The organism is Candidatus Hydrogenedentota bacterium (assembly GCA_035450225.1).
GTDB lineage: Bacteria > Hydrogenedentota > Hydrogenedentia > Hydrogenedentales > SLHB01 > DSVR01.
Map to the genome: position 1 here is coordinate 70,532 of DAOTMJ010000003.1, position 23,556 is coordinate 94,087.

Genomic DNA, 23,556 nt, shown 5'->3' on the forward strand with positions numbered 1-23,556 from the left:
CCCCGGACCTCGATGGCGGCGGGATTCTCATGGCGCGGACTCCCGCATCGGATCGTTCAGAGTCTTGTGAAACAGCGCCACGGCCAGCACGAGGCCGGCGCAGGCCAGTTCAACGAAAGTCGAAACAAAACGCGCTGCGACGACGACCGTGACGATTTCCGCCGCCGACATCGCGGTGGCCTGTTGCAAACCCAGAATCAGGATGCCCTCCCGCACACCAACGCCGGCGGGGGCAATCAGGACGAAAAATCCGAGCAGCCATCCGGCGCAAAACAGGCCCGCGAGAAAAACGGCGGCGCTCAATCCAATCGGAGCCAGCGCCCGCACCATGATAAGAAAAGAGGCCGCCCATACGGTGGCGGCCGCCATGTTGCCCAAGAGGATGATGGCCACCATGCCGTAGCGGGGCTTGCGTTCAAGAGGCGGATAGTGCGCCATCCGCAGCGCCAAATTGAACAGGCGCATGAAAATATGCGGCTCCGCGACAACGAGCGCCGAGGCCATGACGGCGGTGCCCGCCGCGCTGTACGTGCCCAGAAGGGCGGTTGACACGCCCGACGCAAGGAAGAGCGCCACGCCGTAGAAACCAAATGCCGCCAGAAACAGGAGGTTGTCCAGCAATACGGCGGCGACGTGGCCGGGCATGTCTTCGGGCGACTCGGACGACATGTAGGCCTTGCCGGCGAAGGACCAGACCTTTCCGGGAATGTAACGGCCCATGCCCGTGACCGATGCGATATGGAAGCCACGCCACGCGTTCATGGGCAGCCCCGTCACTTCCCGGCGCAGAAGCGCCCACAATGCGCCGCGCAACAAATAACCGAAAAAGGCGCAGAAACACGCCAATGGAAAGGCAAGGGCCAATTCCCGGCGCGTGGCGATGGATATCACCTGATCCCGGTGCCGGACAAGATACGCGCCGAAAAAGAGCACGACAAGTCCCGCGAATATCAGCCCCGCGATGCGCTTGATTCGCGCCCGCCGAATCTGTTTTTCGGACATCGCGGCTACCGCCCGCGGCACAATCGGATCACTCCGCGATCCCTTCTCGTCTTCCAACGGAAATCTCCTGTCAAAGGCGCGCCGCAACCGGTTTGCCATTGCGGGGATTGCCTTGATTTTCCTGTTTGCAGCATCCGCCCGGCAGGCAGGGATGTTGCGGACAAAAAAATCGCACCACCAATGACGGCATTGCGGCCGGGTTGCCTTGGCCGTGGCATGCAATGCAGGCGCGTGGAGTATATCACAGCCTCGGCAATGAGTCGTTTTCCACCGATCGTGATTTTCCCTCCATTTCTTTGCGATTCCCACACGTCAAGATTTCCCGCGGTTTGCTTTTGTTTTTTGACTCTGATAAGTTGTCGTCATGGGAAGGGTGTTTTTCAACGTGGACCGCAGATTTCGGATTGTCTTTTCGGTTGCGTTTCTTTTTCTAATCGCCGTGTGTCTGTTTTTGTTGTCGGTTTATCTGCGCAAACCCTGGTCCGGCGAGATCGTTGACTTTGCCCACCAATCAAGCACAAGCCGGACCGTTACCTTCCTGAGCAATTGGCATGAAAGCGGAATTGGGAATCTCAGGTTTTCGCTTGTCTCGACGCCGCCGTCAATCGAATACATGGAAACCGGACGCCGTGTATTCTACGGGGCGTGGCCGCCGGCGGGATTCTGCATCCAGTATTTTCTGTTATGGCTGTTCGATATTCCGCCGGGCTACGATGCGGTGACGCGGTTGGGATTGCTGGATCATTTTGTCTTGGCGCTTTTCTGTGCGTTTCTGGCTTTTTCGCTTGCCCATCGAATAACCGGCCGGCCCCTAATTGCGTTTTTATGGTCGCTGCCGTCCCTTGCGCTGGTTCTTTTTCTGCCCGGACCGATGTTTTATGCGCAGAATCTCGTATACGGCACACGTATCGTCGTGTCGCTGCTCGCGGCTCTGGCGCTGGTGGATTCCGTGCTTCTGGCCCGCCGGCAAGCCGGTCGAAGGGCCCGTGTGCTTGAATGCCTCGAAAAACTGCTGCTCTTTCTGGTTGTGGCAACGCATTGGCTGGGTGTTTTTATCGTGGCCGTTCTCTATCTGCTGAAGGTTGCACGCGGGGAGATGGGCGACACATTGAAAACATGGTTTCGACGCTCGGTGGTTTTTGGCCTGCCCGCCCTGATTGCGCTTGCGCTCTATGGGTTGCAGATTCTTTGGATGGGGTACGTGTCGTCCTTGGCCAGCCGGGCGGGTTTGTATTCCAAAACGCCGGAAGACTTTTTCAAACGATTCTGGTCCGGTCATTTTGCCGATGCGTTCGGTGAATCCGCGGTAGGGTTGTTCTGGATTACCTGTGCCGCGGCCTTGCTGGCCTTTGCCTTGTTTATGTTGCCGGGGTTGCGCCGGCGTCTTGCCGCCACAACCGCGGCCAATCTGGCGGGGACATTGCTTCTGCTGGGACTCCCGCCGCTGCTCATGGCCTATGCCCTCCCGACCGCAGTGTATGTCCACGGATTTTCCGCCATGTTCTTTGTGCCGTTCATGGCCGTTGGTCCCTTTGCGCTGTTGCCGTTGTTGCTGTTGTCGCCGTGGGCAAAAGACAAACTGCCTTCGGCTGTAAATACGGCATGTCCGGTCGTCTTTATGATTGCAGGCGCCGTCTATATCCTGTGGCTGAGCGGGGGGCCGCTCGCTCTTTTCCCGGAAACGCGCCCCTTTTTCCGAAGAACCGGCGAGTTTATCCGTCAGAATACGGCCTATGCCGATGTCGTGGTTTCGACCACGCTTGGCAATATCGGAATGGATGCCCGGCTGACCGGGTTTTCGCTTAAAAACATTCATCCCATCACCAGCGCCGAAGATGCGTGGAAGATCGTAAGGGATATTCCGAGTGAGTATTCCGTGGTCATGTGCGAAATCGGCGGAACGATGAAAGGCTGGGGCGACCCTTCGATCGAAATGCTGGTTGACGCCTCCGATACCACGGTGACAGGCGAGGATTGCACGCTCTACCGAATTCCCAAAACAAAATTCGAGGAAACATACCGGCGTTCGCTCGCGCAAAAGAAAGAAATGTTTCAAGCGCCGATTACACCCAATCTGGATGTGTTTCAACTGGGGCGTCTTCATGCCCTTGCCTGCGACATGCCCGACGATGAAGTGGCCCGGCAGCGCCGGCAAGAAATCGAGGCCATTTTTGCTGAAAAGAAAAAACCGGAACATGAACTGAACGACCGTGTGAACCTTTGCGGACACAAAATCAGGCGGATCGCCGAAAACCGGTTTGCCATTCGCCTGTTGTTTTACCTGAATGATCGCTTGGATGACGCATGGCGCATCGGATTGCTGGCCGAAATAGACGAGTCGCAGAAGGAACGACTTCCAGAAAAGGATCGCGGGACAAAATTCCTGTATTGGAATTTCAATCCGGTTGTGCCGACTTCGCGCTGGAAAGCCGGCACGTATACGTCGGTCGGGACGACTGTCAAGGCCGTTCCGGCGAAATATATGCTCCGCGTGGGCTTTTACGATCACGTCCGCGGCAATTACGGCCAATTCCGGTATGTCTGCACGGTGGATTTCGAGCAGCTTCCCATGCCGGAAGGTGTTTCGGACGGGAAGGGGCCGGATGCCGATGATACGAAGGACGAACTTTTGCCCGGAAACGACGAGCCCGCCTCATGAAATGGCCCGATTCACGTGTCCTTTTCGGAATTTTCTCCGCCGGATGGCGCGGCGGCGAACCGGTCCGGGCGTTTCCCCCGAATCGGCGCATAGAATGCCTGGATTTCCTTCATGTCGGCCTCGATATCGCCGGTCGGCTGAAACAGAGGACCGAAACCGCCGGCTCGCCGTCCGAAGTCCATGAAACTGAGATTGATGGGCACTTTGGCGCCGAGGGCAATGTAATAAAATCCGGTTTTCCATCGCTTCACTTTGCTCCGGGTGCCTTCCGGCGGAATGCAGATGACGAGCCGGTCGTTTTGCTCGAAGGCCTCGATGGCCTGCGCGACCATTCCGTTGGCTTTGCTGCGATCCACCGGGATGCCGCCGAGCCAACGGAAAAACGGGCTGAACGGTCCCCAAAAAATCGTCTCTTTCGCGAGCCAGTAGATTTTCACGCGAAAGGCAAACGCGAGGGCCAGCACGAAGGGTAGATCCCAGTTGCTGGTGTGGGGAGCGCCGATGAGCACGTATTTCGGCGCGTCGGGAACACGGCCTTCCATCCGCCAACCGAAAACCCGCAGCCAAAGCAGGCCGGCCCAGTGCATGACCCGCGAAAGACCGGGCGTGTCGAATATTGTGCGTTGCATCATTCCGTGCAGTGCCATGTGCCGTGCTCGCTCGTTTCATGGACGCCGGAGGCGCGCATGTGGATTACACGCCCAAAAAACCGTCGCTCCAGAAAACCGGTTCGTAGCCCCGTTGGGCCACCCAGCGCAGCGCGGTCTCGACTTTTTCAAGGACCGTGGGCTGGTACAATGTCAATTCCTTCCGAAAATACTGCTCGTGAATCAATAATTCGACCATCTCCGCGGTTTGCGGTGTCGCCGTGCGTTGGTTCAGGTACGATTCGATCGCCTCGACTTCCAGTGCATTGACAACCGACGTACAGCGGATAAACGTCAATCCGGTTTCGCGATCGAACCACGCCCCGCGGCTGTCGCAATGGGCGCACTGTTCGCGGCTCAGATAATAGCCCGTCGTGCAAGGGCCTTTGTATCCCTGGACCTCGAACAATCCTATCAACTGATCGATGCCCCGGTCGCGCAGCGCCAAGGCGGCCTCTTTCGGACATTCCGCCCAATGGACCGTCGTCGTGCGCGACACGTTTTCGTTTCCCGCGAACCGGCGGATGTGTCCGCAAACCAAATCATGGTCGTGCGCCATCTGGGCATACCGGGCGTTCCGGTAGGGCCGGTCGGGCTTGTCCTGCAAGGCATGAAAACTAAGATGAAGCCAGTCGGCATTTGCACGCCACTCGTCACGCCATTGATCCGGCATTTGCGTCAGATCGAATTCGTCGGTTTGATAATACACGTTTATATGTATTTTTGTCCCGTATTTCATGTGCATTGATTGCCAAAATCCTAAATACCAGTGATCGAACAGGGACCGATAGGCCGCCGGATTTGTGCCAAGGTCTTTCAGAAACAGGATGTTGTCGTCCACGGAGAAGCGATAGCGTTTCCGGCTGCCCCGGTTCCAGAAGACCTCGATGGCGGCGGCATGGCCGTCCGCCTCGGCGTGAATGGCGTTGCGCCGTTCGGTCAACGCGACATCGCAGGTGAAGATTTTCCCGTCGCGTGCGGCTTTTTTCCCGTTGACATGCACGCTGGAACCGGGGGCCGCCGTTCCGCGGACAGTCACGATCAGCGCGTCCGGCGATTCGGCGCCGTCGCACCGGTTGAGAATGTCCCCGTCGCGGGGGAAGGCAATGGCCAAAGGTGTCGGCATGGAAAACGGGCGGTCAGGTCTGGAGCAGGTCCGCCACTTCCTCCTGTTTGTCTTCGGGGAAGGCCAGCCATTCGTCGAGGATGCGCGCGACGCGCGTGGGTTCGGTATGAATGAGTTCCTTCAACAGGCGCAGCATGAGCCGTTTGTTGGCGTTGGTGGCCTCCGAGAACGCGGTGAGTTGCGCCAGATGCGTGGCATAGATGTCGAAAATGCGGCGCTCGGTTTCCTCGTCGCGGTTGTCCGGGACACCGGCATAGGGATAGATCCCTGCGTCCCGCCATTGCGAGAGGATATCCTGCGCCCGTTCGATTTCGCGGAGGGTGAAATGTTGGCGCAACGCGAGGCGCGCGGCCTCGAGCAGTTGCCGGCAATCCGGCGACATGTCTTCCAAGGACAGGAGTCCCTCGCGTTCGAGCGTCACGAAATGGGCGGACTTGAGGAAGGCGGTGTAGCTGAAGCCCCGGAACAGCAGGCGCGGCTTGACCGCGTGGAGGGCGAAGCCGTTCGCGTCACACAGGACGATGCCGCGCTTGCCGGGAACCAGCCATTCCGCGATGGTCATGGAGGCATGGACCCGTTCGCCGTTTTCCATGACGAACTCGCCGAGATCGCATTCCGTCGAGCGATCTTCCGCGTTGGCCGGATCGAGCGGAACGCCGTCGTACACGATGCGCACATCCGGATACTGCCGCAGATAGAGGGCGAAGAAGTCCGTGGCCTCCTGGATGGCCTTGATACCCCGGAGCAGGCCGATATTGGACGGCAGATCGGCGATTTCCACGGTCATGCCTATCGGCGCTTCGGAGGGTTCGGGGTCGCTCAACTCGAACTCGCCCAGACGCGCCGCGCGGCCCGTGATGCGAAACGTGTGCCGCTCGCCGTTTCGATCGAACGAACTAATCCACTGAACGAAATTGCCGAGTCCGAATGCGCGGAAGCGGCCTTTGCCGTACTGGCCGTGCAGGGCCCGCCGCCGGTTCGCCGTGCGCGATTCCTCCCGCTTCCACGAGCCGCCGAGATTCCGGAAGGCATCCTGGGCATGATCATAGGCGAGGCCATGGCCGTTGTCGCGCACGCGGATGGCGTCAATGCCGCCCATGTCGTTGTCCGCGAACTCGATGCGCACTTCCGTGGCTTCCGCGTCCAGGGCGTTCCATATCAGTTCCGACAGCGCCAGCATCGGTTTCGCGCGCGACAACAATTCCAGATGATCGTCCTGAACCTGAACCGAAATCGTCCTCACCGTATGCCGTTCCTCCGCCGTAATGGCCGTGCTCCTCCGTAAAAAAACCAGCCGGAAACAACGATCATACCATCCGGATTGCGTGGGGAACAAATGAAATGCGAACGCGTCAGCGCTGGGTCAGTTCGCTGTCGGTCGCCATGGCGGGCTTCTTAAAGTTAATATAGAGGACGTCGGCTTCGCGGTCATAGCTGGACCAGAGATAACCATGCGGCGTACTCGCGACCAACCTCTCGATTTCCGTTATCTCCGCCGGGCCTGCTAATAGGGCTCTGGCTATTTCTGCCGTCGCCTCTTCAGACTACGGGTTTGTTTCGTCAGGGAATATTGAATACGTGCAGTGTCCTGCGAAGAATTCAACCCTGTTATGCAGGTGAATGAAGATTGCCAAAACAAGAAGAGCCTCATTTCTTGGCTGCCTCAGGTAAATGACCGTTTTTTCTGAGACCGTCTATCAAGCCCTTTGCTACCGCGCGAGCGTCTCGCAATTCACCGACAAACAGACTGCCACCAGCCTTCGTGGTGATATCTGCATACCATGCTGTCTTCATAGTCTTAATATCTTTCATCACGACGCAAAACTCTGCTGTCGACTTCACTCGATTAATGTTCACTGATGTTGAAGATCCGCTAGCCCCAAAGCTGTTGAATTTTGCTGTGCTGAATGTATGAGTGCCGACATTCTGCTGCGACTGCGACTTTGCTCCAAAAGAAACGATGATTCCTGAATCAATCTCTTCCTTTAGAAATACTTTTTTTTCATCTTCCTCAGTCCACTCTCGGGTGGGAGGAAAAAGGTCACGATAGAGAACAACGGTTACACCAGCCTTTTCCAGTTGCTCCTTGACGCTTTCCTCGATTTCCTTGCGCATGCTGTTAGATGCGTTATCAACAAGTAGAACAACTTTTTTCGGTATGTAGCCTTTATAATCTGAATCGGTAAAGCCCTCAGTAACAATGCTGCGCAGCGCATATGCACTACTAGCAATTACAGAAAGCATGATTATCATAATGACTTGAATTACCTTCATTTCGATACCCTCCTCCATTTCCGGAAACATCATATTTGATTATCATGTTTCTTCAAAATATTCAAATGCAACTAGGATGTCAAGGCAGACGCCGTCGAATCCGTCGGCGAGGATGCGGTCGAAGCAGGTGTCCTCGGAACCGAGCATGACGGCCTGTCAGGCCGGATTTCAATACCGGGTCTTTTAGTTGGCGAAGCACGGGGAACATGGTATTCGCTCGAACCAGAAACTCAGCGGTTGAACAAGGATTTTCATGGACACCATGGAAGGGACGGGCGTTGTGGACCCGGTTTTTTGTAGCGCTTATAGGCGGGCGGAGGCAACCCGATTGAGGCCGGCAAGGTCGCGCGTAAAAGCGATTTCCCGATAACCGGACTCTTTGAGCAACGCCGCGATCGCGTCACGCTGAGGGTCATCCATCTCAAGGGCCAGCAGCCCGCCGGGTCTCAGATGCCGCCGGGCGTTCCGGATGATCCTTGCCGTCACGTCCAGTCCGGCCGGGCCGCCGCATACCGCCCCGTGATCTTCATGGAGCCGAATGACGGGCGGCAGTGTGTCCCATGCCGAATCTTCCACATAGGGCGGATTCGAGCAGATTGCGTCGAAGGGACCGTCGCCCGCATCGAGCGCCGCGAAGAGATCGCCCAACCGAAACGTCATGCGTTCTCGAACACAGTGCCTTGTTGCGTTTTCATCCGCGGTTTCAATGGCCTTGGGTCGGATATCCGTGGCGACGACGGAAGCCCTCGGCGCATTGACGGCTATGGACACGGCGATACAACCGGTTCCTGTTCCGAGATCGAGCACACGGGCGGGATGCTTGCCGACATGAGCCAGAACGGTTTCCACCAGATGCTCGGTTTCCGGACGCGGTACAAGCAGGGGCGGGCGCACCGCAAAGGACAGCGAGAAGAATTCCCATTCACCCAAAATATAGGCGATTGGTTCGGCGTTGGCCCTGCGCTCGACAATTGCGTCGAAACCAGGCGCATCCGTGCAATCGCGCAAACGGGCCAGCAACGCGGAACGGGTGATGCCCAATGTGTGTGCAAGCAACATTTCGGCATCCAAGCGTGGCGTATCGGAAACGGCGGCCAGACGTTGTGTGGCGGCGGCCAGGCGCCGGGACACCGTGATTTGCGGTCTGCTGTCCATTATGCTTCCGCGAGACGTCGCGCGCGGTCGGCGGCGATTAGGGCATCAATCACATCCTGCAGATCGCCTTCAAGAATACTTTCAAGGCGGTGAAGCGTGAGATTGATGCGATGATCGGTAAGACGGTTCTGCGGGAAGTTGTAGGTGCGAATCTTGCCGCTGCGGTCGCCACTGCCGACTTGATTGCGACGGTCGGCGGAACGGGCTGCGTTTTCTTCCTCGATTTTGTGCGCAAGGAGGCGTGCACGCAGGATTGAGATCGCCTTGGCCTTGTTCTTGTGCTGGGATTTTTCATCTTGGCACGTCACAACCAGACCGGAGGGCTTGTGTGTGACGCGGACGGCGGAATCGGTCGTATTGACGCTTTGCCCGCCCGGTCCCGAGGACCGGTACACATCCACCTGGAGATCGTTCGGATCGATGGAAATTTCCACGTCTTCGGCTTCAGGCAAAACGGCCACCGTGACCGCCGAGGTGTGGATACGGCCCTGTGCCTCGGTCTCCGGAACGCGCTGGACGCGATGTCCGCCGCCTTCGAACTTGAGCTGGCTGTAGACGTTGTCCCCCGACACCTTGAAGGTGATTTCCTTGAAGCCGCCGAGGCCGGTGGCATTGGTGTTCATGACTTCGAGCCGCCATCCCTTGCGTTCGGCGAACCGGCTGTACATGCGGAAGAGGTCCGCTGCGAACAAGGCCGCTTCCTCGCCGCCGGTGCCCGCGCGAATTTCAACGATGGTGTTTTTTTCGTCGAGCGGGTCCTTGGGAAGCAGAAGGATCTTGAGCTTTGCTTCGAGATCCTCCAGGGTACGCGTCAGATCGCGTTTTTCCTCGTCGGCCAATTCGCGGATTTCGGGATCGGTTTCCTCACGCAGGACGTGTTCCGCTTCCTCGAGGCGCGCCATGTTTAACTGGTAATGCCGGAAACATGCCACCAGTTCCTGAATCTCCGCTTGCGCCTTGGCATGGCGGCGATAAGCATCGGGATTGGAGGCCACTTCCTGTGTGGCCATTTCTCGCGAAAGGCGATCAAACTCCTCGACGACCGCGAGGAGTTTGTCGTGCATGACTTGCTCCATGCTGTACTATCAGCTTTTCTTGGCGTACTTTTTCTGGAATCGTTCGACGCGGCCTTCGCTGTCCACAAACTTCTGCTTGCCTGTGAAGAACGGGTGGCAGGACGAACAAATTTCCACATTGATGGTCTTCTTCGTCGAACGGGTTTCAAACGTATTGCCACACGCGCATGTAACCCGTGCCGGACCGTAGTCGGGATGAATGCCCTTTTTCACCAGTTTCTCCTTTCACATCCCGCAAAACGCACCGGATCGGGTTATACCGTGGGTTTGCGGGGAATTTCGTTGCAATGAAGTGAAAGCCTAGCATACAGGCATCCTTGCGCGCAAATTTGCCTCGTGACAAGCCGCAGGCAAACGTATCCATTTCCGTTGGCGGCGATCCGATTTGAACGGATTGTTGACGCGCAAGTAGTCTTGATGGCGGCGGGCCTGTCCGCCATGCGGCGGATCAGGGCGAAGGCAAGGAGAAAAACCATGGTGACGTACCGGTGCGATGGATGCGGCAGGGAAATCCCAAAGGATGCGCTACGGTATAGGGTCGAGGTGGATGTAAAAGCGGCCTACGACACGATCGAGATTGGTTTGGCGGATCTCGTGCGGGACCACCGCGCGGAAATGCTGGCGTTGATTAATCGGCTGAAGCACCGTCCCATCCAGGAGATCGAGGAATCGGTCTACAAGCACCTGCAATTGGACTTGTGCCCTTCCTGCCAGCGGGTGTTTATTCGAACTCCCCTGCGTTTTCATCCCGAACAGGGCGGCGGCGGAGACGAGATTGACATAGACGCATTTCTGCGGTCGCTCGGGAAAGGGAAAGAATGAGGTTGAAGATGGAAGGCCCGGGACTGACGGAACTTTGGCGATGTAAAGCCTTGTTGCTTGCGGCGTTTGCGTTATGTGCCGCGGGAATGGGTTCCGAAGCACAAACTATAATGGATCTGCCGGCTCGCTATTGGCCGGCCTTTCCCTTGCCGGATCGGGTGGTTTTGGGCGAATCGCACAACGGGGTCAACGAGGCGGTGCGCGTCGTCCTGAATACCGTAAGCGGTCTTGTGGCCCATGATACCCGGTGCAATCATTCGGGCGAGATGGTGTGGATTGGTCTGACGAACAGTCCTTCCTACGACACGTGGCTCGCTGCATATCTCGCCCGAACCGGCGTGCCGTGCGAAAAACGCGTCCTTTCAACATGGGATTTGGTTGACCGTTATCGTGAACAGGGCATTGTAAAGGGATACATCCTGTATCGCCGCGAACCGGGCGATCGCCCGCTGTATGAAGGAACGCCGTCGGACACGTCCGTCAATGTCGCAACATCGCTGTGCGCGGTGTGGGGCGGGGTGGCCGTCGAGGAATCCATCGAGGCGGATGCCAAGGCGCATGGATTGCCGTTGTTGCTGGACGCGCGCGGGAAGGATGAAGCATGGTTGTTCGAGACATATAGCGGGCGGTTGTCGCGGTCGGTCCTGGGCCGGCAGGATCCGAAGAGCGGCGTGAATCGGGACGCCATCGTGGCCCTGCGCGCGCCGGTGATTGGCGAGACGGGGCCGTTGTATGAACGAATGCTTGAACGGCTGCGTCCCGGTTCGCCGTTGCTGGGCTGGGGGATCGGCCTTGAAGACGCGCAGACAGGTCCCGCCAGCGAGTACGCCTCGTTTCAGACGGCGACGAACTGGTGCGCCAACCTGCCGCTATTGTCCAGCGGGGAGACCGGCCTCGACTATGGATTCAAGCCATTCACGTCCCCGGCGGACCGGAATGCGGCGCCGGACGATACTGCCCGGTACGTGTCGTTCATTCTGAGCGACGGCGACAATGTGCAATGGCTGATGTTGAATTTCTGCAAAGGCGAAGAAGCGCAACAGTATTGGGCAAGCCCGGCTCGCGGCACGATCCCGTTCGGCTGGACGATATGCGCGATGGACCTGTTGCAACTCTGCCCGTACACGCTCGATTACCTGCGCGACACGGCCACGCCGAAGGATGATTTCGTGCTGCTGGGCGGCGGATACTACTATCCCGACTGGTTTGGCCGGAAACGTCCGGGCGCGGATTGGCTCGCGATGCAGGCGCGGCGCACGGCGAAATATATGAACGCGTGTGGCCTCAACCTGCTGATGGTCAACGTGCAGCAATGGGATTCGCCGGAAGCGACGCGCGCCTATGAAACCTACGCGCGCGAGATGCCGAACCTGCGCGGTCTGTTCGTCATCCAGTACGCGCCGTATACGGGCGGCGGCGGAGCCATCCGATGGGTCAACGGCCTGCCCGTGATGGCCGCTCGCAACGCGATATGGGCCGGACGCGGCGAATTTCCGCGGGAAGGCACGCCGAATCGTGTGGCGCGTCTGTTGAATGAATGGGCGGCGCAGCCGATCAAAAATGAAGACGACCGCTTCGCATGGGTGATTGTCCATGCGTGGTCATGGTTCCAAGAAGCGGAATTCAACGCGCCCTTGCAGACCGAGGAAACCGATCCCAAGGACATGCAGCCGGACCCTGCCGCACGCGGCTACCTGCCTGCCGTATGGGCCGCCCGCCACCTTTCCCCCAACATACGCGTCGTCACCCCCTCCGCGCTCGTCGAAACGCTACATCTTGTACACGGCAAGCCGTGAGGGCAACATTTTCAACGCGCGCCCAGTAGTTGGGCGGCGGCTTGAGGCAAGATGTTGCCCTGAATTTGCGCGAATGTCCCTTGCATGAGGCGCATCTGGTTGCGCGTCTGTTCGATTACGGCGCCGGCGATGTCCAAGTCGCGAATGAGCGATTCGGACGCCTGCATGTTTTGTGCGGCTGTGCCGCGGACGGCAAGGGCCTGTTCAAAACGGTTTTGCTGCGCGCCGAGGCTGGCACGGTTCCGGTCGAGGGCGGTTGCCGCGTTGTCGAGTCGTTCCAGCGCGTCGGCCGCGCCGGTTTGAGTTGAAAGATCAAGGCCGTTCAGTCCCAGCGCGTTTGTCGTGCCGGCGTTGATGACGATTTGTTCGCCGCCTTCCGTTCCGACGGCAATCGGCCCCGTGGAGCCGTCGAGCAACCGGGTTCCGTTGAACTCGGTGTTCCGGGCGGTGTCCTCAATTTGTCCGAGAAGGGCTTGCGCCTCTTGGTTGAGGGCGCTGCGCTGCTCATCGGTCAAGGCGCCGTTGGCGGCCTGCAAGGCCAGTTCGCGAATGCGTCCGACGGCTTCCTGCTGCGTTCCGAGGGCCGCGTCGGCGGTTTGAACGACATTGATGCCCGTTTGCAGGTTGTTGGCTTCCTGCGTGTATTGAAGTATTCGTGCGCGAAAGGTTTCGGCGATGGCGAGACCCGCGGCGTCGTCTTTGGCGCCGGTTATTCGCAGGCCGCCGGCAAGTTGTGCCTGCTTGCGTTGCATCTTGGCGGCCGCATCCGCCAGCATGCGCTGCGTGCCCAATGCGCGATTCAGCGAGTTGATTTCAAGTCCCATGACGACAACCTCCGTTCAATGGCCCATGCCTGCCCGTTCCATTTCCTGAAGCGGCCACGTGTCAACCCTTCTGGCTTCAGTATACCATCAATCCGTGAACCATTCATCGCACGGCAAGCAGGCAAACGCCGAGATTTTTCTCCAATTCGTTGAGAGCCATGAGTTTGTCCGCCGGAAGAAGTTCCGGTTCGACTTGGACTTCCTTCAGAGCAAGCAGGCGGATGCCTTCGGCCCGCTCAAATTCCTGAACCCGTTGAATTTGATCGATCGAAAGAGGGGCAAACACATACATGGCGGCGGACTCCCTTCATTCCCCGGGTTTCGGCACCCGGATCTTTTTATCGGCCAACAGCGGATCGCTTTTATCCATTTTGTTTAACTCCAACAGTTTCTTGACCGTTGTGCCATACTGCACGGCAATCTTTTGAAGCGTCTGGCCCGGCAGCACCAGATGTTCGATGGTTTCTTCCGCCGGCGCGGCATCCACCACCGGCGGCGGAAGAGACGTCGGTTCTCCCTTGTAAATGACCAATTTCTGGCCTGTTTTGATCACATTGCCATCGAGATTGTTCCATGCCGCCAAATCCTTGGCCTTGACGCCGTAACGCCGAGCGATCTTTTCAAGGGTTTCGCCCTTCTCGACGACGTGCATTATTTTTTCGCCGCTTGGCGCATCAGAGGCGTTCCCGGTTACCGGTGGGGGGGCAGGAGCCGGGGAAACCGGAGCCGGTTCGACGGATGGCGGGGCCGCCGGGATTTCGGTTGAACGAAGACGATCCTGCCATTGGCGAAGCCGGTCGCGGCTCTTGGCGAGTTCATCGCGGGACAGCGCGCTGGTCTCGATGGCTTCATGGATGGCATTGGCCGCCGCGCGAATGCGATCGGGACGCGCGTCGAGAAACAGGACGGCGTCACAGCCGGCCATGAGCGCTTCGACAACCGCCCGATCGGCGGGCCGTGATCGTTCGATAATGGACGAGGCCATATTGTCCGCGAGAATAACATTCGGAAAATTCCAGTGTTCACGCAATACCTTGCGCACCAGCACCGGGGAAATGGACGCGGGGCGCTTGGGAAACTGTTCGTCCAGCGCGGGAACGGCGGCATGACCGGCCAGAATGCCGGCAATGCCTTGACGGGCCGCCTCGTCGAACGGGTACATGAGTTCGGCCAGACGAGATACTTCATATTCGAGAACGAGGCGATCCTCATTGTCAATCTTGCGCATCGCGCCGGCGCCCGGGTAGATCTTGGCCACGGGTATCGCGCCCCCGGCCGAAATGCCATCCGCAAACGCAAGACCCAACAGGGCCACCTGTTCCTGATCCGTGCCGTAGGTGCGGCTGTCCGCAACGGAAGAAGCGACTTCAACGGGCGCCACGTCGAGCACCGGCGAAAGCAGTATGCCGATGCCGCGTGAAAGGGCGGCCGCTGCACAGGCTTTTCCAAACTCGCGCGCACCCTTGATATCCTTGTTTTTACCCAATTCAGCCGCAGTCGGCGCGGGATCCATTTTGAGCGGATTAAGATTTCCCCCTTCCTGTTCGACGGCTATCAGGGGCCAATCGGCCAAGGTATCGCCAAAACCGCTTTCGCGCTTGATATCGGCAACCAGTGAAGACGTCTGAACCCCGTCAACCATGTTCGACTCGCGCAAGACTATTCCTGCCGGACGGATTTCCTTCAACAAAACCTTTGTCGAGTTGTCCAACGACGTTCCCTCGATGGCGATGAACAGGAAATGACCCGGCCACAAATCGTCGGGGCCGGGAACCGGTTTCGTGGCTATCGGTTCCGTTTTTTCCGGGGCGGGCGGTAACGGTTCGGCGGTCTGTGCCGGCGTGTTCGCGGCCGCTTCCGGTGCGGGTTCGGACGGGGCGGGCGGTTCCGGTTTTTGGACAACGGTTGCCGGAGTCGCTTCCGGGGCATGGCTGGATTTCACAGCCATCAATACAAACGCCGACGAAAAACCCACCGCAACACCGAGCACAAAAGTAATCAGCAACATGCCCGATGGGCGCCTGCCGCGCCTCCGCACATAAATATCACTCATCGTCCCCGTTCCCAATTTATTGGTTGCAATTTCCACCACGCCGATTTACCGCGTGATTATAGCATAGCAAAGGCCTTGGGGCTGTACCCTTGCAAACAAATTCCTGCACAATCCCGCGACACCCGGATGGATGCCCAAACCCATCCGGGAACTTCCGCCGTCTTGTTATTGCATGGGGGGAACCGACCAAGCACGAGGAACCGTGTACGCTCCGATAAAGTTGGATTTGCCCGTGTTCTCCCTTTTTTTGCTAAGATGGCCTTACGGCAGTGTGCTGACGAAAAGCGGCCTTGATTTTGCCGATGCACTCCATTCTGTTTTATGCCCCGAACAGGCCGAAAGAAACGGAGTGGCCGACTATGGGATCAAACGGTTGTGATTCCAGCGCCTTCTGATAAAGAGGAGAAACCGTGAAGAAAGCATCTTTATTCGCCGCCTGGATGGCTGTGTTCATTCTGCTTGCGCAGTCTGTTCAAGCCCAGCCAAAAACAGGAACAACCAACGGGGACCTGCAGGGCAATCTTTCCATTTTGAACCTCTTTGGAGAACAGCCGGAAACGATGCGGCAACTGTACTCGGCCGCCTATGCCGTGCTGGCTTCGGATCCGCAAGCGAGCTTTGCGGATGTCGCGCGTGATCCGGGGATACGCCGTCTTTGCAGCGAAAACGCCATTTTACACTTCGGCGGCCCCATGCTGGGATCGGTTACGCCGGATGGTGCAACAATTTGGGTGCGGACCGCGCAACCGGCGAAGGTGGAAGTCCGTGCCACTGTAAATGGAGAAGAAAAATCTTTTGGCCCCGTAACGACGTCGGATGCGTCCGATTTGACGGCGATTGTGCCGGTGACCGGCCTCCCGCCGAACACCCGATGCCCTTACCGGGTACTCATTGATGGCATGCCGATTGCCGTTCCGGGTGATGCCGCCATCCGTACCGCGCCGGAATCTTCAAGAACCGGCAGGGTACGAATCGCCTTCGGCAGTTGTTTTCACCGTTGGGGATTGGGCAACCACGTTCTGGCCGACCGTATCCGCGGCCGGAATCCCGCCGCGTTGTTGTTGATGGGCGACATTGCCGTGCAGGACAGAAACAATCACCTCGGACTGCACCGGGCCGATTACCTGCTGCGCGATTGCCATCCGGCATGGCGGAGCCTCGTTGCCTCAATCCCCGTGTATGCCACGTGGGACGACCATGACTATTTCGACAACGACAAGGCCGGCATCCCTCCGGGGTTCACCGGCAAGGACCGGGCGGGGGTTCGCCGCGTGTTTGAGCAAGCCTGGAACAACCCCGCTTATGGATTCCCCGATGATCGGGGCGGCGTTTTTTTTCGTACACGCATCGGGCCTTGCGACATCGTCATGCTCGACAACAGGTACTTCCGAACAGGGCAGAAAGGTTCCTTTCTGGGTGAGGAGCAAATGCAATGGCTTGAGGATCAGTTGCTCGATTGCCAAGGTCCCTTCATCATTTTGTCCTGCGGCACCATGTGGAGTGACTATGTCTCCGCCGGCAAGGATTCCTGGGGGCGTTGGGACCCCGAAGGGCGAGAACGCATCTTTAGACTCATTGAGAAAAATCACATTGGCGGCGTGCTGTTGATATCCGGCGATCGGCACGGCGCCCGTGGATTCCGAATTCCGCGGCCAGGAGGGTTCGCCTTCTATGAGTTCGGAGCTGCCTGCCTCGGCGCCCGAACCGGCCCGCCCGTGACCGATCCCGAATGGACCACCCAGTTGTACGGCATCGAGGGCCAATACGCATTCGGCGAGTTCAATTTCGATGCCACCGTTGCGGATCCCGAAGTTGCTTTTCGGTTGATCCAAGAGGATGGCGAGGAACTGTATAATCTGACCTTGACCCGCCGCCAATTGACTCCCGGCAATGCGCCATAGATGCAGGGAATGATCCGGCTATCGGTCTGTGCGTTGTGAATGGCGGACAAATGCCAAATCATCGCATTCAATCCGAAATGCTCAGACTGAAAGCCCCTCCCTTCATCTTGGACGGCTGGTTTTTTAGAGTACTTGAAGCGTCTGCGTGCAAGCCTCTACGCTCGCGTCTTGTTTTCCTGATTGTAGGAAAGTAGAAAGCAGACAAGGAGATCTTTAGACTTCCCGGAATCAAATTCGCCGCGCGGGAGCGGCAGGGAGCGGATGCATGAAGGCTGTGTATTGTGTCGGAACGCATTGGGATCGCGAGTGGTACGAGCCGTTTCAGGAATTTCGGATGTGGCTCGTCGAGTTGATTGACGAACTAATGGATTTGATGGATCGCGATCCGGAGTACAAATGTTTTCATCTCGACGGGCAGGCGGTGGTCTTGCAGGACTATCTCGAAATCCGTCCCGAACGCCGCGATCGCCTCGTGTCGTTTCTGAAGTCGAAGCGGCTTTTGGCGGGCCCGTGGTACGACCTTCCGGATGAATGGCTGATTTCGGGCGAAAGTTATGTCCGCAATCTGGCCATGGGCATGCGTGTGTGCCGGTCGCTCGGTTTCGAGCCGATGCGGTTTGCCTACACGCCGGATCAGTTCGGCCATATTGCCGCGTTGCCGACGATCATGAACGGCTTCGGCCTTCGCGCGGGGATCTGCTGGCGCGGGACGCAGGACGAGAATTATCCGGCGCATTTTGTGTGGATTGGACCGGATGGCAGCCGGATGGTCACGAACAAACTGCGCGACTGCGGCAGTTATGGCCCCTTTGATTTCGCCGTGCGCGGCCGGCTCAAGCGGGAGGAATATCCCACAGAAGCCATTGCCGGGTATTTCGAACCGTATTTCAAGTCCGAATCCGAACGGGCGCAGGCGCCGATCGTCTTATTGCTCGACGCGATCGATCATCAGCGGCCCGATCCAAAAATGCCGTGGTTGCTGGACGAACTGAAAAAACGTTTCCCGGATGTCGAGTTTTCATGGACGACGCTTGAAGAGTACGGGCGAGAAATGCTTGCGCACGAAGCGCAGTTGCCGGAGCGCACGGGCGAGTTGCGCGAACCGGCGCGCGCGGCGGACCGCGGCGGCCAATATCTTATCGTGCATGTCCTTTCGTCGCGTTATCCAATCAAGGAACGCAACGATCGATGTCAGGCGCTGTTGGAAAAATGGGTGGAACCGTACGCCGCGTTCCAGGCGATGGCGGGCTGCGTGCCGATCATGCGCTACGTGGACAAGGCCTGGGAGTATCTCCTCCGGAACCATCCGCACGATTCAATCGGCGGGTGCAGCATCGATCAGGTTCACCGGGACATGCAATACCGGTTCGATCAGTGCGAGTTGATCGGCGATGGTGTCTTGCGCCGCGCGATGGCCCTTGTCGGGCAGGCGTCCGATGCTCCCGATGCGTGGCCGAACGTTGTCGTCCACAATCCGTTGCCGTTCGCGCGATCGGGCGTGTTCGAGGTCGCGGTGCCGTTTCGCGCGGACTGGCCGAAAAAGTACGTTGACGGTCTCGCAACGGCTGAAATCTGCAACAAGTTCGCGCTTGTGGATGCGGATGGAGGGCGCATTCCGTTCCAACTGTCCCGTATCGAACGAGGCGTCGAACTCAAGGCGATCAATTCCATGGGACGCAAGGCCACGCATGGGGGAGACGTGTACCATCTTGCCGTCGAGATGACGCTTCCGCCGTGCGGTTATGCGGGGTTTTGCGTGGAGCCGACCGATGAAGGAACGCGCAATGCCGGTTCGTGCATGACGGGCGTGTTGTCTGCTTCCACGGGCCTTGTCGGCTTTACCTTGCACCCGAACGGCTTGGCCTGCTTGACGCATGAGGCCAGCGGCGTTGCCTTCGACGGCCTGTTCCTCTACGAGGATTGCGGTGATTCGGGCGATGGCTGGACCCGTGGGCGGCTGATTGACGACATAATCTTCCGCAGTCCGGGATCGCGCGTGACAACGGCCGTTGACGAGGATGGCGCCTTGCGCACCGTGTTTCGCGCCGAGCGCGTGTTCGAACTGCCGCGCATGATGGAACGCGGAATCTATCGCCGTTCCGGCGAACGCGTCGAATTGCGCGTTACCGACCGGATTTATGTCGAAAAAGGCGCTTCGTGTGTCCGCGTGCGGACGCGGATCGAAAACACGTGCATGGACCATCGGTTCCGTGTATTGTTTCCAACGCATCTCGATACGGACGTGTCGTTTGCGGAAACGCCGTTTGCCGTGGTCGAGCGGCCGGTCGCGGCGCCGCCGGAATCCGCGGCGTGGCAGGAACGTGTCAATCCCGAAAAAGCGTTCACGTCCTTTTTTGGCGTAAAAACAGAAACAGGCGGTCTGGCTGTATTGGCGCCGTTTGGTCTGCATGAATACGAGGCCGCGGAAACGCCCGACCGATCCCTCGCGCTGACGTTGTTCCGTTCGACATTCAAGACGGTCGGCACGCCCGGCGAACCGGACGGCGAACTGCTTGGGCCGTTGGAATTCGAGTACTTGCTGTATCCCTTTGCGGGCGTATTCGACGCGCCGGAAGCACTTCGACTCGTCGCGTGCGCGCAGGCCGGCGTGCGAACGCATTCGGCGGCGGAATTACCCGCGCCGCGTTCGTTCCTGCGCGTCGAATCCCTCAAGGCTGTCGCCACGGCGATCAAACCGGCGTTCGATGGCAGGGGGATTGTCGTGCGCTTGTGGAATCCGTCGGAAGGCAAGGCAAAGGCCGTGATCGTCTGCGAACGCGCGGTCGCTGAAGCGTCGCTGTGCAACCTGAATGAGGAACACTTGGAACCCCTCAAGCCTGGCCGGGATGGCTCGGTGGCGGTGGGCGTTCCGTCGCGTGGACTGGCGACCGTGCGGTTATGCCTGGCCTAACTGGCGTGGATGATGAGGGGGGTTGTCTGTATGGTATGTGAAAAGTTATGATCCCCTCATTCAGCCAATAATTTATTTGAAGGCAATGGAGAGAAATGCAATGGGCAAAGGCGATAGACGCACGAAGAGAGGCAAAATCTGGCACGGCAGTTACGGCAATACGCGCCCCAAGAAGACAAAGAAATCCAAAACCTGATCCGCGTGTGCGCGTGGCGCGGGAACAAGGGTTGGCTGCGGGAATAGCGCCGACCCGGTGAAACGCCGGCCCAAGTTTTCATGGCACGAAGAAGAAAATCGCGTAAGAAGCCCGTTTGGGAGCGAATCTGGTTGCGCATTCGCGCGAACCTGATTTCCGGGATGGCGGTCATCGTGCCACTGGGCATTTCGGCGTATGTCATCCAGTTGTTTTATCGCCTCACGGCCGGCCGTCTTACTCCTGCGGTGAATCGGGTTACCGAGGAATGGCCGGCCTATCTAACCGCCGCTTTTTCGATCCTGTTGTTGTTTATCGTCCTCTATGGGGTCGGGCTTGTCACGGCGGTGGTGGTAGGCCGGCGCTTGATAGCCCTTGCGGAATCCATCATCCGACGCATACCCTTGGTCAAGGGCGTTTATGGCGCCTCGAAGCAAATCGTCGAAACCTTGTTGTCGCAGAGCGACGGGGACGGTTTCAAGTCGGTGGCGCTGGTCGAGTTTCCCCGCCGCGGCGTCTATTCGCTTGCCTTCGTGACAGGGACGATCGAGATCGAAGGGCGCGAATTTTTTAAGGTATTCGTGCCAACCACACCCAATCCGACCAGCGGGTACTTCGAGATCATGGACCCTTCGCTCGTACGTCTGACCGGTTTTTCTGTCGAGGATGGGGTAAAAATCCTTATGTCGGGCGGCATTCTGGCGCCGGAAACCATTGACGACGAGTCTTCAGGCGCTCGGGGAGATTCGGCATGCTAGGCAAGAGACGCCGGCAAGAGAAAAACATGTGGCAACGGTTTCGGCACGACATGCGCACGCGGATCGTATCGGGACTATTGGTCATCGTGCCGTTGGGCATCACCGTTTTCGCCTTGGGTTTTCTTTACGATCTCACTGCGGGCAAACTGTCGCCATACATCCTTCGATGGGCCGGCCCCATGAAACCGTACACGGTCGTGGCCATATCCGTACTGATCTTCTTCTTGGCGCTTTACGGGGTGGGATTCGTGACCAATTTCGTGCTGGGCCGCAAACTACTCTCCCTCACCGAAATAATCATCCAACGCATTCCGGTTGTGAAAACGGTCTATATCGCGTCAAAACAGGTCATCGAGGGGCTTGCCCCCAGCGATGACAGAAGAGGGCAAGGCCGGGAAGTCGTCCTGATTGATTATCCCATACACGGCATGAAGGCTGTCGGATTCGTGACCGGCCGCATACGGCTACCCGATGGAAACGAATACCTGAAGGTTTTCGTGCCGACCGTCCCCAACATGACTGTGGGATTTGTGCAGATGGTGGCGCTTGGCGATGCCCGATACTGTAAACTCTCGGTTGAAGACGCCATCAAGTTCATTGTGTCCTTGGGCATCATTGCCCCGCGATCGCTTGCATTGAAACCCGTGGCGCCCAGTGAACCGGCCCTTTCCCGCCAGAAGGGTTGATTGTTTCTGAAACCCGTGCCAGACTTTGATTTTCTGTACCGGTGTCGTGTATAAAACACGTCCTTGAAGTGCCGGGGATGCCGGTTGAAAGTCGGGAATGCATGATTTCGAAGACGGGTTTGTACGTGATCCGGGCGTTGGCGGAATTGGCCAAAGTTCCGGAAGACAGTTGGTTGGGGACGGCGGTGCTGGCGAAGGAAATAGATGCGCCAGTCAACTACTTGGGCAAATTACTCCATATCCTTGCGCGCGAACGCATCATTCTCTCGCAAAAAGGCGTGCGAGGGGGGGTTCGCCTGGCCCACCCCGCGCATGAGGTGACGCTTTACGAGGCCCTCGAGCCATTCGAAAATTTCCGACGGTGGACGGAGTGCATGCTGGGGAAAAAAGGATGCCCGGAAGAAGGTCTCTGCGTACTGGACGCCAAGTGGGAACCTGTGCGCAACGAAGTGCTTCGTTTTCTTCAGGCGACCACGGCGGCGGATCTGGTCTCCGAACCCAAGTCTTTGCCTCCGTTGTCAGAATAAGGCTTATTCAATATTCCAATTGGATAATCTTACTTGGACCAATCGTCGGCATCGGCCATCGGCGCTTCGTCCACTTCCACTTCAACTTGTGTACCGGCATCGAAGCCAAGATCGTCTACCACTTCGACATCGGTGGGTTCTTCTTCGGCAAGGTCGTCGGGCACGATAACTTCCTCGATGGCCACGTCCGTGCGCGTATCATCGTCATCTGCATCGAGAAAGATGGAATCGGTGGTTTCGACGATCGTTTCTTCCGGTTCGATTTCATCCAAATCTTCGCCGAGGAGGTTCGCCTCGTCTGGGGCGGTGGATGGCATAAGGCGCCGGGGCTTGCGCTTGAGTGAGGGTTTCCGGACGGCCTTGTCGTCACCCGCGCCCAGACGCACCAGTTCCTCGTCGCCGCATTCCGGGCACTTATATCCCAGTTTCTCGGCGCCCCAGTCCAAAAAACGTTTTCCACATTTCCGACAATGATATTTCACCGCCATTGAAATCGTCCCTTTCATGGGTAATTTGCGGTAACGCTATCCAACTCAACCTGTCAAAGCGGGCGGATTATAACAAAAGCGATCCTGGAAGTGAAGAGTCTTGTTTGCCGACGTGTTGGCCGTTGCCGCCGTCATTCTGGCGGCCGCCGTATTGGAAGCGGATGCGCATAGGACTCTGAACTGGCAAGCCCGCCGGCAACAGGCGGCGAGGCAGGATGGCCCGGCGCCTCTCAAGGCGCACGACATGTCGGCCTTGGACCGGGTACATGTCAGCGGTCCGGGTATTTGCTGGCTGCTGAGACCGAATCTGGAGAATTACGAGATAAAGGGACGCTGTTAGAATTGTGACGTCCATTTTATACTGTCCACGAATGAGCAGGGTTTGCGCAATCCGCTGCTTGCGCCTGCGGGATCCCGATCGTTTTTCTGCGCTGGCCAGAGGAACAGCAGGTTCCTCAACGGAAACCGGCGCCCGAGCACTATAAGCCGACGCTGATGGAAACCTGCCGGGAAATCGGCGCTTCGCTGATCAACCTGTACGAGGCGTTTGTGGGTGCGGAAGAGTCGCTGTATCTGGACCCTGTCCATCCCAACCCGGCCGGATGTCGTGGCGGAAGCGGTCGAACAGGAAATTCGCCGCCTGCTTCCTTGACGGGGC

The 23,556-nt window shown here is 58.1% G+C and carries 22 protein-coding genes; 10 read left to right on the forward strand and 12 right to left on the reverse strand.

Annotated features, from left to right (window positions below; all coding sequences use genetic code 11):
- Positions 1-27: 27 nt before the first annotated feature.
- Positions 28-1,023, reverse strand: a complete 996-nt coding sequence (locus P5540_03375; GenBank protein HRT63841.1) for a hypothetical protein — start codon at positions 1,021-1,023, stop codon at positions 28-30.
- 364 nt (positions 1,024-1,387) lie between these two features.
- Between P5540_03375 and P5540_03380 the strand changes: the two genes are divergently transcribed.
- Positions 1,388-3,661 carry a hypothetical protein gene (locus P5540_03380; GenBank protein HRT63842.1) on the forward strand — a complete coding sequence of 758 codons (2,274 nt, stop codon included), beginning with the start codon at positions 1,388-1,390 and terminating at the stop codon, positions 3,659-3,661.
- A gap of 11 nt (positions 3,662-3,672) precedes the next feature.
- Here P5540_03380 and P5540_03385 read toward each other — a convergent pair whose 3' ends face one another.
- The 7 genes from P5540_03385 to rpmE all read right to left on the reverse strand — a co-directional run bounded on the left by P5540_03385 (position 3,673) and on the right by rpmE (position 10,152).
- On the reverse strand, positions 3,673-4,308 hold the full coding sequence (locus tag P5540_03385; protein HRT63843.1) for a lysophospholipid acyltransferase family protein: 636 nt from the start codon (positions 4,306-4,308) through the stop codon (positions 3,673-3,675).
- 46 nt (positions 4,309-4,354) lie between these two features.
- Positions 4,355-5,434 (reverse strand): hypothetical protein, encoded by a 1,080-nt coding sequence (locus P5540_03390; protein ID HRT63844.1) that lies wholly within the window; start codon positions 5,432-5,434, stop codon positions 4,355-4,357.
- 13 nt (positions 5,435-5,447) lie between these two features.
- On the reverse strand, positions 5,448-6,677 hold the full coding sequence (locus P5540_03395) for an ATP-binding protein (protein HRT63845.1): 1,230 nt from the start codon (positions 6,675-6,677) through the stop codon (positions 5,448-5,450).
- A 404-nt stretch (positions 6,678-7,081) separates the two neighbouring features.
- Positions 7,082-7,708, reverse strand: a complete 627-nt coding sequence (locus P5540_03400; GenBank protein HRT63846.1) for a hypothetical protein — start codon at positions 7,706-7,708, stop codon at positions 7,082-7,084.
- 303 nt (positions 7,709-8,011) lie between these two features.
- Positions 8,012-8,863 carry a peptide chain release factor N(5)-glutamine methyltransferase gene (gene prmC / locus P5540_03405; GenBank protein ID HRT63847.1) on the reverse strand — a complete coding sequence of 284 codons (852 nt, stop codon included), beginning with the start codon at positions 8,861-8,863 and terminating at the stop codon, positions 8,012-8,014.
- Positions 8,863-9,927, reverse strand: coding sequence for a peptide chain release factor 1 (gene prfA, locus P5540_03410; GenBank protein HRT63848.1), 1,065 nt, complete (start codon positions 9,925-9,927; stop codon positions 8,863-8,865). The genes prmC and prfA overlap by 1 nt, the downstream gene beginning before the upstream one ends.
- Before the next feature lie 21 nt (positions 9,928-9,948).
- Positions 9,949-10,152 carry a 50S ribosomal protein L31 gene (rpmE, locus tag P5540_03415; GenBank protein ID HRT63849.1) on the reverse strand — a complete coding sequence of 68 codons (204 nt, stop codon included), beginning with the start codon at positions 10,150-10,152 and terminating at the stop codon, positions 9,949-9,951.
- A 261-nt stretch (positions 10,153-10,413) separates the two neighbouring features.
- Between rpmE and P5540_03420 the strand changes: the two genes are divergently transcribed.
- Together P5540_03420 and P5540_03425 are read left to right on the forward strand one after the other, a co-directional pair.
- Positions 10,414-10,761, forward strand: a complete 348-nt coding sequence (locus P5540_03420) for a hypothetical protein (protein HRT63850.1) — start codon at positions 10,414-10,416, stop codon at positions 10,759-10,761.
- Entirely contained in the window at positions 10,758-12,557 is a 1,800-nt protein-coding gene (locus P5540_03425; protein ID HRT63851.1) for a GxGYxYP family putative glycoside hydrolase, read from the forward strand. The genes P5540_03420 and P5540_03425 overlap by 4 nt, the downstream gene beginning before the upstream one ends.
- Before the next feature lie 11 nt (positions 12,558-12,568).
- Here P5540_03425 and P5540_03430 read toward each other — a convergent pair whose 3' ends face one another.
- From P5540_03430 to P5540_03440, 3 genes are all read right to left on the reverse strand, one after another.
- Complete coding sequence (locus P5540_03430; protein ID HRT63852.1) at positions 12,569-13,381, reverse strand: flagellin; 813 nt, start codon at positions 13,379-13,381, stop codon at positions 12,569-12,571.
- A gap of 103 nt (positions 13,382-13,484) precedes the next feature.
- Entirely contained in the window at positions 13,485-13,673 is a 189-nt protein-coding gene (locus tag P5540_03435; protein ID HRT63853.1) for a hypothetical protein, read from the reverse strand.
- 15 nt (positions 13,674-13,688) lie between these two features.
- Positions 13,689-15,434: a glycoside hydrolase family 3 N-terminal domain-containing protein gene (locus P5540_03440; protein HRT63854.1), complete on the reverse strand. Its 1,746-nt coding sequence runs from the start codon at positions 15,432-15,434 to the stop codon at positions 13,689-13,691.
- 410 nt (positions 15,435-15,844) lie between these two features.
- On the opposite strand from P5540_03440, the gene P5540_03445 reads away from it, so the two are divergent.
- From P5540_03445 to P5540_03470, 6 genes are all read left to right on the forward strand, one after another.
- Positions 15,845-17,335 carry an alkaline phosphatase D family protein gene (locus tag P5540_03445; protein ID HRT63855.1) on the forward strand — a complete coding sequence of 497 codons (1,491 nt, stop codon included), beginning with the start codon at positions 15,845-15,847 and terminating at the stop codon, positions 17,333-17,335.
- A 265-nt stretch (positions 17,336-17,600) separates the two neighbouring features.
- Complete coding sequence (locus P5540_03450) at positions 17,601-20,246, forward strand: glycoside hydrolase family 38 C-terminal domain-containing protein (protein ID HRT63856.1); 2,646 nt, start codon at positions 17,601-17,603, stop codon at positions 20,244-20,246.
- A gap of 100 nt (positions 20,247-20,346) precedes the next feature.
- Positions 20,347-20,442 (forward strand): 30S ribosomal protein THX, encoded by a 96-nt coding sequence (locus P5540_03455; protein HRT63857.1) that lies wholly within the window; start codon positions 20,347-20,349, stop codon positions 20,440-20,442.
- A gap of 131 nt (positions 20,443-20,573) precedes the next feature.
- The gene (locus P5540_03460) at positions 20,574-21,197 is read left to right on the forward strand and encodes a DUF502 domain-containing protein (GenBank protein ID HRT63858.1); all 624 of its coding nucleotides are present in this window, start codon (positions 20,574-20,576) and stop codon (positions 21,195-21,197) included.
- Positions 21,191-21,883 carry a DUF502 domain-containing protein gene (locus P5540_03465; protein ID HRT63859.1) on the forward strand — a complete coding sequence of 231 codons (693 nt, stop codon included), beginning with the start codon at positions 21,191-21,193 and terminating at the stop codon, positions 21,881-21,883. Before P5540_03460 ends, P5540_03465 begins: the two co-directional genes overlap by 7 nt.
- 101 nt (positions 21,884-21,984) lie before the next feature.
- Entirely contained in the window at positions 21,985-22,410 is a 426-nt protein-coding gene (locus P5540_03470; protein HRT63860.1) for an Rrf2 family transcriptional regulator, read from the forward strand.
- Between the two features lie 29 nt (positions 22,411-22,439).
- Here the strand turns inward: P5540_03470 and P5540_03475 are convergent, their stop codons facing one another.
- A complete protein-coding gene (locus tag P5540_03475; protein ID HRT63861.1) occupies positions 22,440-22,856 on the reverse strand; it encodes a hypothetical protein in 417 nt (138 codons plus the stop codon).
- Positions 22,857-22,998: 142 nt separating this feature from the next.
- Between P5540_03475 and P5540_03480 the strand changes: the two genes are divergently transcribed.
- Entirely contained in the window at positions 22,999-23,238 is a 240-nt protein-coding gene (locus P5540_03480) for a hypothetical protein (GenBank protein HRT63862.1), read from the forward strand.
- Positions 23,239-23,556: the final 318 nt, after the last annotated feature.

Coding starts and splice junctions, on each gene's coding strand:
- P5540_03385 (HRT63843.1), bottom strand. CDS start 4,308: ATGGCACTGCACGGAATGATGCAACGCACAATATTCGACACGCCCGGT.
- P5540_03390 (HRT63844.1), bottom strand. CDS start 5,434: ATGCCGACACCTTTGGCCATTGCCTTCCCCCGCGACGGGGACATTCTC.
- P5540_03400 (HRT63846.1), bottom strand. CDS start 7,708: ATGAAGGTAATTCAAGTCATTATGATAATCATGCTTTCTGTAATTGCT.
- prmC (HRT63847.1), bottom strand. CDS start 8,863: ATGGACAGCAGACCGCAAATCACGGTGTCCCGGCGCCTGGCCGCCGCC.
- prfA (HRT63848.1), bottom strand. CDS start 9,927: ATGCACGACAAACTCCTCGCGGTCGTCGAGGAGTTTGATCGCCTTTCG.
- P5540_03420 (HRT63850.1), top strand. CDS start 10,414: ATGGTGACGTACCGGTGCGATGGATGCGGCAGGGAAATCCCAAAGGAT.
- P5540_03425 (HRT63851.1), top strand. CDS start 10,758: ATGAGGTTGAAGATGGAAGGCCCGGGACTGACGGAACTTTGGCGATGT.
- P5540_03430 (HRT63852.1), bottom strand. CDS start 13,381: ATGGGACTTGAAATCAACTCGCTGAATCGCGCATTGGGCACGCAGCGC.
- P5540_03435 (HRT63853.1), bottom strand. CDS start 13,673: ATGTATGTGTTTGCCCCTCTTTCGATCGATCAAATTCAACGGGTTCAG.
- P5540_03440 (HRT63854.1), bottom strand. CDS start 15,434: ATGAGTGATATTTATGTGCGGAGGCGCGGCAGGCGCCCATCGGGCATG.
- P5540_03450 (HRT63856.1), top strand. CDS start 17,601: ATGAAGGCTGTGTATTGTGTCGGAACGCATTGGGATCGCGAGTGGTAC.
- P5540_03455 (HRT63857.1), top strand. CDS start 20,347: ATGGGCAAAGGCGATAGACGCACGAAGAGAGGCAAAATCTGGCACGGC.
- P5540_03465 (HRT63859.1), top strand. CDS start 21,191: ATGCTAGGCAAGAGACGCCGGCAAGAGAAAAACATGTGGCAACGGTTT.
- P5540_03470 (HRT63860.1), top strand. CDS start 21,985: ATGATTTCGAAGACGGGTTTGTACGTGATCCGGGCGTTGGCGGAATTG.